Genomic DNA, 14,360 nt, shown 5'->3' with positions numbered 1-14,360 from the left:
GTGGAAGGTGAGCCGCCCTTTCGGTCTCTCCGGCGGGGACGGTGTGGACGTAGACGCAGACGACGCTGTTGTCACCGACCTTCTCGCCGATGCCGATGCCGGCGGGGCGGCGGTGAGGGCGGCCACCAGGCCGGCGGCCGCGCACAGGGGTTGTTCACCGATGCGGCGGCCGGCGTAGCGCGACGCCGACTGTGCGTGATCCGTTGCCTCTGACCTCTGGAGATCGACACACCGGGCTTCTAGATTCGGTCGCATGGGGATCGGGCTGACCGAGGAACACCGGGCGCTGGCCGCCTCCGTACGCGGGCAGGCCGAGCGGGACACCAGCCACCGGGCGCTGGCCGAGCAGGGTGTGCTCGGGCTGCACCTGCCCGAGGAGTACGGCGGTCAGGGCTACGGGCTGCTGGAGCTGGCCGTGGCGCTGGAGGTGCTCGGTGAGCGGCGTGTGCCCGGCGCCTACCTGCCGACCGTGCTCGCCTCGGCGGTGCTCGCGCGGTCCCGGGGGCCGAAGGACCTGCTCGGAGGCCTCGCCGACGGGTCGCTCAGCGCGGCGGTCGCCCTGCACGGTACGGCCGACGGCGACACGCTGCTCGCCCTGGGCTCCCCCAAGGCCGACGTCTTCCTGCTGCCGATCGGGGACGGGGAGTGGTCGCTGTTCGAGTGGCAGGACGTCACCGCCGAGCCGTTCGAGAGCGTGGACCTCGACCGGGCCGTGTGCTCGATCGTGGGGTTCACCGGGACGCGGAAGCGGCCGCTCGGTGTCGTGCCGGTGCGCGAGGTGGCCGCCGTGCTGCTGGGCGCGGACTCGTGCGGAGTGGCGGCGTGGGCCGTGGCGACGGCCGCCGAGTACGCCAAGGTGCGCGAGCAGTTCGGGCGGCCGATCGGGCAGTTCCAGGGGGTCAAGCACCGGGTGGCGGCGGCGCTGGTGGCGCTGGAGCAGGCACGCGCCGCCGTCTGGGACGCGGCCAGGGCTCTGGACGAGGCGGTCCCCGCCGCGCCGACCCTCGGCCGTACGCGGGTCACGGTCGGATCGGCCGCGAGTCGTACCGGACCGTGGATGGTCGGCGATGAGGCGCGGCTGACGGTCGGGGTGGCGGCGGTGCTGGGGCCCGATGCGGCCGTACGGTGTACCGCCGATGCGATCCAGGTCCTCGGCGGCATCGGCTACACCTACGAGCACGACGCGCATCGCTACTACCGCCGGGCCCTGTCCGACAGGATGCTGGCCAACGATCCGGGCGTGTGGGCCGAGAAGGTGGCCGAGTTGGCCGCCGCGGGGGTGCGGCGGCGCATGGAGCCTGATCTGCCCGAGGAGGCGGCGAAGGTACGCGACACGATCTGGGCCGAGGCGGCGTCTCTGCGGGCGTTGGAGCGAGAGGCCAGGCTGGGGAGGTTCGCCCGGGAAGGGTGGATCATGCCCTACCTCCCGAAGCCGTGGGGCCGGGCCGCGTCACCGCTGGAGCAGGTGATCATCCACCAGGAGTTCCGCGACCTCGGCCGACCGAACCTTGGCATAGCGGCGTGGGCCGTGCCCTCCATCGTCAAGTACGGCACCCCCGAGCAGGCCGAACGCTTCCTGCCCAGGACGTTCGCCGGCGAGATCGTGTGGTGCCAGCTCTTCAGCGAGCCGGGCGCGGGCTCCGACCTGGCGGGCCTGTCGACGAAGGCGACCCGGGTGGAGGGCGGCTGGTCCCTGACGGGCCAGAAGATCTGGACATCCCTCGCCCAGTACGCACATTTCGGGATATGTCTAGCGAGGACTTCCCCCTCAAAACCCAAGCATGAGGGCATCACCTACTTCCTGGTGGACATGGCCACGCCGGGCATCACCATCAGGCCGCTCAAGGAGATCAACGGCGAGGAGATCTTCAACGAGGTGTTCCTGGATGACGTGTTCGTACCCGATGACCTGGTGGTCGGCGAGGTCGATGGCGGCTGGCGCGTGGCCCGCGACACGCTCTCGCATGAACGGGTCGCGCTCGGCGACTCCTGGGGCCCCGGCTCCCAGCACACCGACATGATCGAACTCGTCGGCAAGCTGCCCGACCTGCGGCAGTCCCAGCGCGAACAGGCGGGCCGCCTCTGGGCGGAAGGCCAGGCCATCTCGGCGCTCGGCCTGCGCGTGACGCTCTCCCAGCTCTCGGGCACCGACCCGGGTACGGCCCCCAGCGTGCGCAAACTCCTCGGCATGCGCCACGCCCAGGCCGTCTCCGAATACTGCTGGTCACTCGACCCGTCGAACGCCCGCTGGTCACGGACGATCCTGACCACCAGGGCGTTCACCATCGGCGGCGGCACCGCCGAGGTCCAGCTGAACATCATCGCCGAACGCGCCCTCGGCCTGCCCCGCGATCCTTAGCTTTTGAGATGGTACGGCGCCGCGAGGTGGGCGAACACGATGGTGTTGTCGCGATAGCTGTGGGCCTGCCGGTCAAAGGTCCCCCCGCAGGTCACCAGCCGTAGCCCCGGATAGTCGATCTTCCCGTACACCTTCTTGGTGGGGAAGCTCTTCTTCGGCGTGTGCTCGACCCGGTCCACCACGAACACGGCCACGGACCGGTCGGCCCGCAGCACCTGCACCTGCTCGCCGCGCTTGACGTTCTTGAGCCTCGCGAACACGGCCGGGCCGCTCTTCGTGTCGAGATGGCCGGTGATCACGGCGGCGCCGCGCCCGCCGGGGACGGCGCCGTAGCGGTACCAGCCGGCGAGGTTCGGCGGGTCGAAGGGCGGGTTCTGGATGGCCCCGGCGGCGTCGAGGCCGAGTTCCATGAGCGGCGCCGACACGCCGATCGAGGGGATGTAGACGGCCGTGGGCCGCGCGGCCTTCATCGGCTTGGCGACCTTGTCGAGCGGCACGTTCAGGGACGGCAGGCTGGTGGCCTTGAGCGCGTGGGGCACCTGGGGTCCGGCGGCCGCCACGGATTCGGACGCGCCGTCGCCGAGCATGCCGTTGATCCCGAACCCGATCAGCAGCACCCCGGCCAGCGACACCACACCCGCCCCGGCCCAGATCAGCTTCGAGCCAGCCACCGTCTCACCGCCCCGCTTCCCATGCCATCGGCCGCTTCAGCGTTGGGCGGCCTGCGCGATCTCCTCCGCGTCCGTGTCGCCCTTGCCGCGCCGCACGGCGAACCCGGTCAGCCCGGCCCCGGCCAGCAGCGCGACCCCACCCGCCGCGAACGGCCACACCGGCGGCTCAGGCACCAGCCCGCCACCGCCCGTCTCGGGATGGCCCTGCGGCATCCGGTGCTCTTCTTCGTCGGCCGGTTTCCACGGCCGGTCGGGCTCCTTCGAGGGCGCCGGCTCATCGGGCGGCGGCGACCACGAGTCGTCCGTCGTGGGCGCGCTGGACCAGCTGTCGAGCGGGTTGGGGATGGGCAGGTCGGGCACCGCGAGCGACGGCTGGACCTCGCACGGCAGGATGGGCAGCAGGCAGGTGGCGCCCGCGTTCGGCTCGTCCTGCGTGGTGGCCGAAGCGGTTCCGATGCCCGCCACCATGCTCACGCCCCCGACCACGAAGGCCGCCAAGGCTCCGGCGGCTGCGAGACGTCGCGCTCTTGTCATTACAAGGCTCCGAATCGGTTGTCACGCCCCGAGATTGAAAGAGAGCCTTGCGAATTATTAGACCAAGAGTCAAGTAATGTGACCGAAGTGAAATCAGTCACTTACTCTGCGTTTTCTCTCTCCCAGTAAAACCGCAGGAGCGACCTACAGGCAGTGACCGCAGCCCGAACGGGACCACGACCGCGCCCACCGCGCTCATATCCGCCGGATCAACGAGCGGAAGCGGCTTCGCGATTGATACTTGACGAACGAGAGCAAGTACTTGCTATTGTTCGTCAAGTGAGTACGGGCGAGCACGTCGCGTTGGCTGGTGAGCTGGTCAGACTGATCGAGCGGCGGATCGTCGATCCGTTGGAGATCCTGTTCGGCTCGGACGAACAGGTGGGTCCGGTCAGAGGTCGATTGCGGATCGAGGCCGAGGTTTGGGCCGCGCAGTTGCTGGGACCCGACGACCGGCTCGCGGTTCATACGGCAGCGCGGCTGATCGCGGCGGTCTTTCCCGGAGACGGTCCGTTCGATCCACCCGACGAGTGGTGGCGCACGGCCTTTGGCCGGACGGTGGCCAGACGTGTGGGCCACCCGGGCAAGGTCGCGGTGCCGTTCGCCACGGCGGGGGCGATGCTCGGCATCACCCGGCAGGGCGTTCACGACCTCGTCAAACGCGCGAAGCTCGACCGCCATCCCGACGGCGGGGTGACCACAGAATCCATACACGAACGACTGAACCAACCTCAGGAGCGTTATGCCGCACGACGTGACCATCACTGAACACGAAATACCCCTCGCCGCGCGGGACTTGGGCGGGGACGGCGAACCCGTGCTTCTTCTCCACGGGCTCGGCGGCACCCTGGAAGCCTGGGACGGGCTGGAACTCGGCGACCACCGGGCCGTGGCCATGGACTTGCGGGGCCACGGCCTGTCCGGAGACGGGCCGTGGGAGTGGGAAAGAGTCCTGGACGACATCGAGGCCGTGGTGCGGCATTTCGACCTCGGCAACCCGGCAATCGTCGGGCACTCGCTGGGCGGAATGCTCGCCGTGCTTTGGGCCCGGCGCCATCCCGAATGCCCTGGCATCGTCAACCTGGACGGATTGCGGTCAGCTGAGAACGACCCGGACAACTATCCGGGGATGGATCCGGCTGAGAGGGACCAAGAGCTGGCGAAACTCAAGGCCATGTTCGACGCGCAGGCCGCGAACATGGGTCAGCCGCTACCCGCCGAGTTCCAAGGGATGTTCCCCAAGAGAGCTCTCACCGAGAAGGGCGGGAACGCATACGCCCGGCCTGGCGCGGAGCTCCTCGAAGCGGTGCGATACACGCCGGAGTTCCGCGACACGATTCCGCTGCTGCGTCAGGTCACCTGTGCCGCGCTGGTGGTGATTCCGACCCAGGACCCGCCGGGGATGTCGGGCGGGGAATTGATGGAAGCCTTCAGAAGGGGGGTGCGCCGGGACCTCGCTGACGTGCCGTCCAATATTCAGGTCAAAGAGCTGGATGCCAGCCACAATATGCTCGCCGAGCAGCCGAAGGCGGTCGCCGCGCTCGTAACGGACTTCCTCACGGCGAACAGCCCGGGCAGCGCCTCATCAGCGTGAATCCGAATGCCCCGTGCTCGCGCCGGCAGATCAGTCTTGCTCGCTGTCCCTGGCCTTGCTCGGCTGTACGCGCTTGGGCTCGCCGGGCATCTTCGGGTAGTTCGGGGGATAGGGCATGTCGCCGCGTTCGTCGCTTTCGTAGCGGTCGAGCAGGGCTTCAATCGAGTACGCCTGGTCGTCGATGGCGGCGTGGACGTCGCCCAGCTTGGCGAAGCGGGCCGGGACCGTGCGGATGTCGAAGTCGCGCGGGTCGGCGTCCGCCAGCTCGTCCCAGGTGAGCGGGGTGGAGACGGTGGCGTCCGGCCTGGCTCTGACGGAGTAAGCACTGGCTATGGTGCGGTCGCGGGCGTTCTGGTTGAAGTCGATGAAGACCCGTTCGCCGCGTTCCTCCTTCCACCAGGCGGTCGTGACCAGGCCGGGGTCCCGAGCCTCGATGGCTCTGGCCAGGGCGATGCCCGCGTACCGTACCTGAACGAAGTCCCAGCGCGGCTCGATCCGCACGGCGATGTGCACGCCGCGGTTGCCCGAGGTCTTCACGAACCCGGTCATCCCCAGCTCGTCCAGCACCTCGCGGGTCAGGAACGCGGCCTTCCGCGCGGCGTCGAACTCCAGGCCGGGCTGCGGATCGAGGTCGATGCGCAGCTCGTCGGGGTGCTCGGTGTCGGCGGCGCGCACCTGCCAGGGGTGGAAGTCGATGGTGCCGAGGTTGGCGCAGTAGGCGATGGCGGCCACCTCGGTGACGCGCAGGGAGTCGGCCTTGCGCCCGCTGGGGAACGTGACGGTCACGGTCTCGAGCCAGTCGGGATGCTTGGGCGGCATCCGCTTCTGGTAGATCGCCGGGCTGTGCACGCCGTCGGGGTGACGTTTCAGGTTGGTCGGCCGATCCTTGAGCGACCGCAACGCGCCGTCGCCGACGCTCACGTAGTACTCGACCAGCTCGCGCTTGGTCGCCCCGATCTCCGGGAAATACACCTTGTCGGGATTTGTGACCTTAACGGTCCGCTCCCCCACCTCAATCTCAACAAACGGTGACGCCATGCCCCCCAACCTAACGCGCCTCCGGTGGAGATCGCCTGCGCGCCGTACCTCATTCTCTTGACGATCTTGTACGGCAGGCACGGTGAGCCCCACCCACCCACACCGGGCCGGGGCCTGTTCAGGGAAACGCTCCTCCGGTCGAGCCGATCACGATCTTCAGCGGCGGCCAGCCGCGCGGGATCGTTGACCGTGCGCGGGTCGTCGAACAACTCCCGGTTCCACACCTTCAGCTCGTCGATGTCACCGGCGAAGTTCTCGATGAAGGTGTTGTGCCACTGGACACGGCCCACCTGCAGCGCGCCGGTCGCGTCCCACGAGGCGTAGGGGAAGGCGGCGGTCTAAAACTGACGATCATCGTTGACACCTGGGTCTCCGACGCACTACGGAGATCCACATGTTGAAGTTATGGTGGTGGAGATCCACGGACGGCACCCGGCTGCGCTGGAGTATGACCGCGAGTGACTTAGGGACTGAGGCGAGCAATGACGAAAGGCTGGCAGCAGGCGACGTGGTTTTGATCGAACCGGGATCTATCGGCCTCTTCATGGCGCTGCGCTGATCATTCTTTCAGACGGAGTTGAACGTAATGCAGATGTACCACCCCAAGCTGATCGCGCCGATACGGAGAGTGGGACGGCGAGAATTCGATCTAGCACGACACATAGTCGTGATGGGCATTGTGAATCGCACCCCCAACTCGGGCCTGGATCCGAATCGGTCGATGGAGCTTGGCGAGACGATTGCGACGGCGGAGCGGGCGCTACGGGATGGCGCGGAATGGCTTGATGTAGGGGGCCGGGCTTTCCGCTCTGATCAGCCACCGTTGTCGGGGGCGGAAGAGATAGACCGAGTGGTGCCGGTAATCAAGGGCATTCGGGAGAAGAGCGACGCCGTGATCAGCGTGGACACTCACCTGCCGGAGGTCGCGGAGGCGGCCTACAAAGCGGGGGCCGATGTGATCAATGACACAAACGGGCTCCGTTCGCCGGGGATGGCGAGCCTGATCGCCGAGACAGGGATGAGCGTTGTCATTACCCACAGCATCGGCGGGCCGGGCGAGGTGGTAGCGAGCCCCCGATATGAGGATGTCGTCAGCGAGGTGACAGAATTCCTTCGTCAACGGGCGGACGCCGCGGTTGGACATGGCATCAGACCGGAGAAGATCTTCATCGATCCGGGGCACGACCTGAACAAGAACACCGAGCACTCGAACGCGATAACCCGCCGCCTGGGAGAGATCGCGGCGATCGGATATCCCGTACTCGTGGCGTGCAGCAACAAGCATTTCATTCGGGAAAGCCTCGGGGTGGAACGAGACAGCGAAGCGCTGAAGGCAGGAACGATCGCGGCGAACACGATGTGCGTTCATCAGGGCGCGCGGGTCGTGCGAGTTCATGATGTCGCCGGGAATGTCACTGCGATGAGAGCGGCGGAATCACTGCTCGGTTTGGCGTAAATCTGTGCGATGGGAGCCAAGCCGTCCGGCCAATGCGTAGCGCCCGAAGGGCGAGCGTCCGGCGAGTTGGGCCGGCGACTTGGCGGACGCTTGCTGAGGTGCGCGGCCGGTGCGTGGGCTCGGCGAGTCCAGCGGGCCAACGGCACGCAGTGCGGCGCCCAGCCCGTGGGGTCTCCCAAAAAGCCTTAAAAGCGAGATGACGCGGCGGTGCTCAGCTCGGGAAACTTGCTCCAGGGCGCGCTACCACGATGCCGTTCGCGCCGGTCACGTTCGACCACATCTCGGTTACGCCGTACGTGTGCCAGGGACCCCCGCCCTTTACGGCGACTGGGGCTGACCGTGGGTGCCGTAAAGAGACCAATGATGTTGATGGTGGTATGAGGTGGTCCGGCCCGGAGCGGGCGCGGTGGCGGGACCGGCGCTCGACGGGACGGACCAAAAGATCACTCGCCACCGTTCCGGGCGCTGGCGCGCCACCCGGCCGGTCTTCGGATCGCCGGCGGCGCCAGCACGGGCGTGGGCTGTGCCGCGCAGGCGATCCGGCGAGTGATCTCACCTCTGGGCAGGAGGTGATGACACCCCCTTGTCGTCAAAGACGCAAATTGGCCCCAGAAGGGATGCTTCACCCAATGGAGATCTCTTTTTGCCGGATCTCGTACGCTGGAAGCATGGAAAAGGTGGTCAAGAGCGATGCCGAGTGGCGGATCCAGCTCTCTCCCGACGAGTTCCACGTCCTCAGGGAGGCGGGCACCGAGCGTCCGTTTACCGGCGAGTACGTCGATACCAAGACCGAGGGGGTCTACTCCTGCCGGGCGTGCGGGGCCGAACTGTTCCGGTCGGACACGAAGTTCGAGTCGCACTGCGGGTGGCCGAGCTTCTTCCAGCCGTCGGATTCGGACGCGGTGCGGCTGATCGAGGACGCCAGCCACGGCATGGTGCGTACCGAGGTGCGCTGCGCGCGGTGCGACTCTCATCTGGGGCACGTCTTCCACGGCGAGGGGTACGCCACGCCCACGGACGACCGTTATTGCATCAACTCCGTGTCCTTGCGGCTCGAACCCAGCGCGTGAACGACCGGCGACACCGCGTATCGAGCGCGTGGAGCGGGTAAGTACTCCGCTGTGAATCTTGTTCATCTTCGTCACCGCTGGCACACGATCGAGGCCATCGGCCGCGTCGTGACCCAGCGGTGCGAAGTGTGCTTCAAGACCCGCACGCGCGTGCGCTAGCTCTCCCTGCGACCAGGGACGAGCACGAGTTCGGTCATGTCCACAGCGCCGCCACGTGGGCGACGAGGGCGGTGCCCTGGGCGTAGCCGGCCTCGGCGCTGGCGCCCCGCACGGCGGGGTCGAGAGGGTCGGCGCCAACCGCCGCCTGTGACGCCTCGTCGGGCTCGATCACCTCGACCTTCCCGCCCGTCACCGCGGGCTCGGGGCCGAGTTCGGGCATCGGGGCGAGGATGAGGATCCGGTCGTACCCGGAGGCGAGGTCGGCGTTGCTCATCGAGCGCATGCCGCCGTCGATGTAACGCACGCCGTCGATCGTCACCGGCGGCCAGACGACCGGGATCGCGCAGCTCGCCGCGACCGCGTCGACCAGCGCCACGCCCGAGCCGGGCCCGAACAGGGCGGGCTCGCCCGTGACCGCGTCCACGGCCACGATGACGAGGTCGCGTTCCGGCCAGGTGTGGACGGGCAGGCGCGCCTCGATCACCCGGCGGCGTTCGGGCTCGCCGACGGTGTCGGCGGCCAGGGCCAGCGCGCCGAACCTGCGCCGCTGCTCGGCCGGATCCTCCGTACTCTCGTAGACCTCCTGCATGGTCGCCCACAGATGGTCCATGGGGACGCCGCTCGGGAGTTCGGGGGCCTGGAGGGCGGGGTTGGTCTGGCGTTCGAGGAGGTCGGGCAGCGACAGGCCGCTGGTGACCTGCGCGGCGACGACGGACCCCGCCGAGGTGCCGATGACCTTGTCGGCGGAGGCGGCCACGTCCACTCCCCCGGCGGCCAGGCCGGCCAGCACACCGGTGGTCCACGCGATCCCGGCGACCCCGCCGCCGCCCATCACCAGTGCCCGCTTGATCTCGCTCATATGAAGGCCCCTCGCTCGCTATCGAAGACGATGTAATCCCCAACCGGCCGCGAGCCGATCGTCTTCCTGGTGGGGACAGCGGGGTTACCACGATGGTTTCCCGAATGGTTCGTCACGCGACCGTCTCAATCCCTGCGGCGGTCTGTGGTGGCTGGGGTCCCAAAGGAGGCCTGCCCCTCCTGGGGAGCGAAAGACGACGGTCCGTCGTGGCAAAGGTCCCACGGAGGCACACCCGTCAGGGGGACGGAAGAAGACGCCCGTCGCGGCAGGGCTCCCATGGAGGGACCCTCGATGCCCCGCTCGTCGGAGTGGAAGCCGAGGAAGCGCGTGTGCAACGTTCTACTCCGCACCTTGGGAAGCTGCTCGAAAGACTGGAAGGCCGCACCAGGCCCGTGCACTACGTCATCGTGCCGCGCCTCGTGCCGCGCGGCACCAGCGCGCCCCCGTCTGCCAGGCCTTGAGCCAAGGATTTGACACGTCTTGGTGGACGATTCTACGCTCCGGCGTAGAACGTTACACATCGGTACCAGACCGGTCCTGGGCGGGCCCCGGATGATTCGGCATCGGGCCGCGCCATCCACTTGAGGAAGACCAGGAATGTCCGCCTTCCGGGACCTGTTTCGCGTGCCGTCGTTCGCATGGCTGTTCGGCACCTCCATCATCGGCCGTTTCCCTCAGGGCATGGTCGGGCTCGCGCTGATGATGCTCATCACCCAGACGTCGAGCTATGCGGTCTTCAGCGCGGTCTCGGCGGCCACGACAGCCGGGGCGTTCATCGGGGGTCCCGCGCTGAGCCGGCTGGCCGACGCCAGAGGGCATCGCCGGGTGCTGCAGATCAGCGCGGTTCTCCACGCCGGCGGGACGTGCGCCCTTGCGCTGGTGCCGCACAACCCGCCGTTGCTCATCGCGGTCGCCTTCCTGGTCGGAGTGTCGGCACCGCCCTTGACCGCCTCGCTCCGAGCCGTGCTGCCCGTCCTGGTCGGCCCGGACAGGCGACGGAGCGCCTACGCGATGGAGGCGACGGCGCAGGAGATCACGTTCGTCCTCGGCCCTCCTGTCGCGGCGCTCGCCTCCTCCCTGGGAGGCCCCCGCCTGGCCATCTTCGTGGCAGCGGCGTTCGTCCTCGCCGGAACCGTCGGCTATGCCCGGGATCGCAACGTCGAGCTGTCCCGGCCGCCCGCCGACAGGCCGCGAGAGGAACGGGCCGGGTTGGGCGCGGTCCTGCGAATACCGGGTCTGGCCAGGCTGCTGGGCGGCACCGCGCTGCTGACCTGCGCGCTGGCCGCACAGGTCCTGGGGGTCGCCGCGCTGGTCAGCGGGGCGAGCGTCTCAGCCGACGCGGGCCTCGTCATGGCCGTCGGCAGTCTCGGATCGCTGGTGGGTGGACTGCTCTACGGGTCGGTTCGCCGCCGCGCGATCCACCTGCGACACCTGCTGCTGCTCGTGTCGACGGGCCTCTTCGTCCTGGCCTTGGCGCCTGACACGGGCGTGCTCAGCGTGGTGCTGTTTCTCTGGGGCGGCACCGTCGCGCCGACCATGTCCAGACTGTTCGAACGGCTGTCGGAGCTCGTTCCCGCCGGATCCGCCACGGAGGCGTTCGGCTGGATGGGCAGCGCACTGGCGATCGGAAACGCCGTGGGGACCTTGTTCGCGGGGCTGCTGGTCGACGGTTTCGGTTCGCATGCCGCCCTGCCGGCCGCCGCCGTCATCGCACTCCTGGGCGCGCTCGTCGTGCCTCCTGGCGGAGAACGGCCGGCGTGACGGCAACGTCCAACCCTGCCGGAGAGAACGTTCTACGCTCGGGTAGGCTCCCTCCGTGACCCAACCCGAGACCCGGCGTGTGACGATCCAGGATGTCGCGAAAGCGGCCGGGGTCTCCATGTCCGCCGTCTCGAAGGTACTCCGCCAGGCCTACGGGGTCAGTCCACAGATGCGGCAGAAGGTCACCGAGGCCATCGAGAGGCTCGGCTACCGCCCGCACGCGGGGGCGCGGGCGATGCGGGGGCGCTCTTTCACGATCGGCGTGCTGATCGCGGACCTGGGCTCCCCTTTTCAGCTGGAGATCTCCGCGGGGATCGGGGCGGAGTTGGAGCCCAGCCCCTATCAGGAGATCCTCATCGGAGCGAGCCCATCCGAGGCACGACAGCGCGGCAGCGTGGAGGCGCTCATCGACCGGCAGGTCGATGGCCTCATCCTGGTCGCCCCTTGGGTGGAGACCTCCTGGCTGGAGGCCTTAGGCGCGAAGATCCCCACGGTCGTCATCGCCCGGCACGGCGGCGGGGACACCTTCGACACCATCGTGGACGACGACTACGAGGGCGCGCGGCTGATGGTCGACCATCTCGTGGGGCTCGGTCACCGCCGGATCGTCCATACCGGTCACTCCGCTCTCGGCCTGACGCCGCCGCACGTGCTGGCGCACACCGCACGACGCGAAGGCTATGTCGCCGCGATGAGGAGACACGGGCTCGTCCCGGACGTGATCGAGACCTCCTATTCCGAGGAGGGCGGCCACGAGGCGGCGCTGCTGGCGCTGGCCGGGCCGGAACCGCCCACGGCGGTGTTCGCCGGCGCGGACATCGCAGCGCTCGGCGTCCTGCGTGCCGCCGAGGAGCGAGGTCTGACCGTGCCGGACCGACTTTCGGTGACCGGATATGACAACACCTTCATCTCCACGATCGGTCGTGTCGCTCTGACGACCATCGATCAGTCGGGGCGCCATACCGGTTCGATCAGCGCCCGTCTTCTGCTGGAGCGCATCGGCGGCCGCCCTAGGCCGGTGCACTACATCATCGCGCCGAGGCTCATCCCCCGCGCCACCAGTGGTCCCGCTCCCGCCGAGCACTGATCGTCCACGCTCCTCTGGCAAGAGGATTTGCGGCAACGTTCTACAAGAAGTCGCCTCTGTCTTTTCTTGATAGTTACTAGCAGGTTTCATCCGCACTCTTGACGGGCTACGAGGCGGCTCCCTACAGTCCTCGGCGTAGAACGTTGCACATGCCGAAGTACTCAAGTCCTCTTGATCGCCTCCTGCTCCCGCAGACCGAGTGCCCACTTCGGCGGCAGCCTGAAGGAGTCCCCCTATGCGACCTAACAAGCCAGCACTCATCGCCTCGGCATCGGCACTCGCCGTCCTGCTGGCCGGGTGCACCGGACAGTCGGCGACAAGCACCGGCCCTGCCGGCGGTGGCACCACCAAGACGGCCAAGGACACGCTCACGCTGGGCATGTCGGCCGACATCCAGGGCTGGGACCCGTCGAACCAGCCGGGTTACCAGGGCTGGGCGGGGGAGGCCGTCTGGGACACCCTCGTCAAGTGTGACGCCTTCGGCAAGCCCGAGGCCGACATCGCCGACAAGTGGTCGATCAGCGAGGACAACAAGTCGTTCACGGCGCATATCCGGGAGGGCATGAAGTTCTCCGACGGGACGCCGGTCGACTCCGCCGCCGTCGAGGCCACGTACAAGTACATAAGCACTCACGGCGGAGCCCAGGCCGACTATGAGGGCATCAAGTTCGACACCCCCGATCCGCAGAACATCACGATCACCTGGCCGGAGCCGCAGCCGATGATCGTCACCCGGATCTGCAACCCGAAGGTCACGACCAAGGCGATCCTGGACTCCGGGAAGGTGAATGACACCCCGGTCGGCTCGGGCCCCTACGTCCTCGACACGGCCGGCACCACGCGCGGCTCGGTGTACGCGTTCACCAAGAACGACCAGCACTGGAACGCGGCCAATTACCCGTACAAGAAGCTCGTCATCAAGGTCATCGAGAGCGAGACCGCCACCGTCAGCGCGCTCAAGACCAAGCAGATCGACGGGGCGCTGATCACCCCGCAGAGCTACAACGAGATCACGGCATCGGGCCTGAAGGTGCAGACGATGCAGGGTCAGACGACCCGCCTGCTGCTCACCGACCATCTGGGCAAGAAGATCCCGGCTCTCGGCGACGTGCGGGTGCGCCGGGCGATCAACATGGTGTTCGACCGCGAGGCCATGGTGAAGAACCTCTACCAAGGCCATGGCAAGCCGTCGTACCAGATCTTCCGCCCGGGCAGCGACGCCTACATCGAGGGCTTGCAGGACCCCTACCCGTTCGACGTCGCCAAGGCCAAAGCGTTCATGGCCGAGGCCGGCTACGAGAAGGGCTTCGCGCTGGAGCTGCCGACGATGGCGGGCCAGAACCACGAGAAGCTGATGCCGTACGTGACACAGCAGCTCGCCCAGCTCAACATCACCGTCAAGCAGGTTCCGCTGTCCGGTGCGAACGCGATCGGCGACCTGCTCAGCGGCACCTACCCGGTGGTGCTCTGGCAGCTCGGCAACTTCGGCCAGTCGTTGCAGGACATCGACATCGTGGTCCGCTCGTCCGGCTACTGGAACCTCATGCACCAGCCCGACGCCACCGTGGACAAGCGCTGGAAGCAGATCGTCACCGGCGACGAGGCCCAGAAGAAGGCCGCCCAGCAGGAGATCAACCGGTACATCATCGACCAGGCCTGGTTCGCTCCGATGGTCAATCCGGACGGCTTTTACGCGCACAGCCCCGACGTCACCGTCGACACGGTCTCCGACGTCGAGGCGCTGACCCCGAAGCTGCGCGACTTCAAGTAGC

General features: G+C 67.9%; 12 protein-coding genes. 8 read left to right on the top strand and 4 right to left on the bottom strand.

The genetic code is table 11. The features are described from left to right. The first annotated feature begins 253 nt into the window (after positions 1-253). Positions 254-2,359 (top strand): acyl-CoA dehydrogenase, encoded by a 2,106-nt coding sequence (locus ACGFJ2_RS00970; RefSeq protein WP_393463415.1) that lies wholly within the window; start codon positions 254-256, stop codon positions 2,357-2,359. Here the strand turns inward: ACGFJ2_RS00970 and ACGFJ2_RS00965 are convergent. Beyond that, positions 2,356-3,030 carry a class F sortase gene (locus tag ACGFJ2_RS00965; RefSeq protein ID WP_393463413.1) on the bottom strand — a complete coding sequence of 225 codons (675 nt, stop codon included), beginning with the start codon at positions 3,028-3,030 and terminating at the stop codon, positions 2,356-2,358. The two genes, ACGFJ2_RS00970 and ACGFJ2_RS00965, sit on opposite strands and share 4 nt — an antisense overlap. A gap of 36 nt (positions 3,031-3,066) precedes the next feature. Then, positions 3,067-3,564: a hypothetical protein gene (locus tag ACGFJ2_RS00960; RefSeq protein WP_357941027.1), complete on the bottom strand. Its 498-nt coding sequence runs from the start codon at positions 3,562-3,564 to the stop codon at positions 3,067-3,069. 279 nt (positions 3,565-3,843) lie between these two features. Between ACGFJ2_RS00960 and ACGFJ2_RS00955 the strand changes: the two genes are divergently transcribed. Together ACGFJ2_RS00955 and ACGFJ2_RS00950 are read left to right on the top strand one after the other, a co-directional pair. Continuing rightward, the gene (locus ACGFJ2_RS00955; protein ID WP_393463411.1) at positions 3,844-4,332 is read left to right on the top strand and encodes a hypothetical protein; all 489 of its coding nucleotides are present in this window, start codon (positions 3,844-3,846) and stop codon (positions 4,330-4,332) included. Beyond that, on the top strand, positions 4,307-5,158 hold the full coding sequence (locus tag ACGFJ2_RS00950; protein WP_393463409.1) for an alpha/beta fold hydrolase: 852 nt from the start codon (positions 4,307-4,309) through the stop codon (positions 5,156-5,158). Before ACGFJ2_RS00955 ends, ACGFJ2_RS00950 begins: the two co-directional genes overlap by 26 nt. Before the next feature lie 30 nt (positions 5,159-5,188). Here ACGFJ2_RS00950 and ligD read toward each other — a convergent pair whose 3' ends face one another. Continuing rightward, on the bottom strand, positions 5,189-6,196 hold the full coding sequence (gene ligD / locus ACGFJ2_RS00945) for a non-homologous end-joining DNA ligase (protein WP_358549012.1): 1,008 nt from the start codon (positions 6,194-6,196) through the stop codon (positions 5,189-5,191). A 670-nt stretch (positions 6,197-6,866) separates the two neighbouring features. Here ligD and folP point away from each other — a divergent pair. Further along, positions 6,867-7,652: a dihydropteroate synthase gene (gene folP / locus ACGFJ2_RS00940; RefSeq protein WP_393463407.1), complete on the top strand. Its 786-nt coding sequence runs from the start codon at positions 6,867-6,869 to the stop codon at positions 7,650-7,652. A 668-nt stretch (positions 7,653-8,320) separates the two neighbouring features. Further along, a complete protein-coding gene (msrB, locus tag ACGFJ2_RS00935; RefSeq protein WP_225289313.1) occupies positions 8,321-8,722 on the top strand; it encodes a peptide-methionine (R)-S-oxide reductase MsrB in 402 nt (133 codons plus the stop codon). 193 nt (positions 8,723-8,915) lie between these two features. On the opposite strand, the gene ACGFJ2_RS00930 is transcribed toward msrB, so the two are convergent. After that, a complete protein-coding gene (locus ACGFJ2_RS00930) occupies positions 8,916-9,740 on the bottom strand; it encodes a patatin-like phospholipase family protein (RefSeq protein WP_393463405.1) in 825 nt (274 codons plus the stop codon). Positions 9,741-10,337: 597 nt separating this feature from the next. Here ACGFJ2_RS00930 and ACGFJ2_RS00925 point away from each other — a divergent pair. The 3 genes from ACGFJ2_RS00925 (at position 10,338) to ACGFJ2_RS00915 (ending at position 14,359) form a co-directional block, all read left to right on the top strand. Beyond that, the gene (locus tag ACGFJ2_RS00925) at positions 10,338-11,501 is read left to right on the top strand and encodes an MFS transporter (RefSeq protein ID WP_357941012.1); all 1,164 of its coding nucleotides are present in this window, start codon (positions 10,338-10,340) and stop codon (positions 11,499-11,501) included. A 55-nt stretch (positions 11,502-11,556) separates the two neighbouring features. Then, positions 11,557-12,588, top strand: coding sequence for a LacI family DNA-binding transcriptional regulator (locus ACGFJ2_RS00920; RefSeq protein ID WP_393463403.1), 1,032 nt, complete (start codon positions 11,557-11,559; stop codon positions 12,586-12,588). 235 nt (positions 12,589-12,823) lie between these two features. Then, positions 12,824-14,359, top strand: a complete 1,536-nt coding sequence (locus ACGFJ2_RS00915; protein WP_393463401.1) for an ABC transporter substrate-binding protein — start codon at positions 12,824-12,826, stop codon at positions 14,357-14,359. Position 14,360 lies beyond the last annotated feature (1 nt).

Source organism: Nonomuraea sp. NPDC049028 (genome assembly GCF_043197735.1).
Lineage (GTDB): Bacteria > Actinomycetota > Actinomycetes > Streptosporangiales > Streptosporangiaceae > Nonomuraea.
The sequence above is the reverse complement of the archived record's forward strand: the minus strand, read 5'-3'. Positions and strand labels throughout refer to the sequence as shown.

Excerpts from the sequence above, each read along its gene's own strand:
- ACGFJ2_RS00970 (WP_393463415.1), top strand. The coding sequence starts at position 254 with ATGGGGATCGGGCTGACCGAGGAACACCGGGCGCTGGCCGCCTCCGTA.
- ACGFJ2_RS00960 (WP_357941027.1), bottom strand. The coding sequence starts at position 3,564 with ATGACAAGAGCGCGACGTCTCGCAGCCGCCGGAGCCTTGGCGGCCTTC.
- ACGFJ2_RS00950 (WP_393463409.1), top strand. The coding sequence starts at position 4,307 with ATGCCGCACGACGTGACCATCACTGAACACGAAATACCCCTCGCCGCG.
- ligD (WP_358549012.1), bottom strand. The coding sequence starts at position 6,196 with ATGGCGTCACCGTTTGTTGAGATTGAGGTGGGGGAGCGGACCGTTAAG.
- folP (WP_393463407.1), top strand. The coding sequence starts at position 6,867 with ATGGGCATTGTGAATCGCACCCCCAACTCGGGCCTGGATCCGAATCGG.
- msrB (WP_225289313.1), top strand. The coding sequence starts at position 8,321 with ATGGAAAAGGTGGTCAAGAGCGATGCCGAGTGGCGGATCCAGCTCTCT.
- ACGFJ2_RS00930 (WP_393463405.1), bottom strand. The coding sequence starts at position 9,740 with ATGAGCGAGATCAAGCGGGCACTGGTGATGGGCGGCGGCGGGGTCGCC.
- ACGFJ2_RS00925 (WP_357941012.1), top strand. The coding sequence starts at position 10,338 with ATGTCCGCCTTCCGGGACCTGTTTCGCGTGCCGTCGTTCGCATGGCTG.
- ACGFJ2_RS00915 (WP_393463401.1), top strand. The coding sequence starts at position 12,824 with ATGCGACCTAACAAGCCAGCACTCATCGCCTCGGCATCGGCACTCGCC.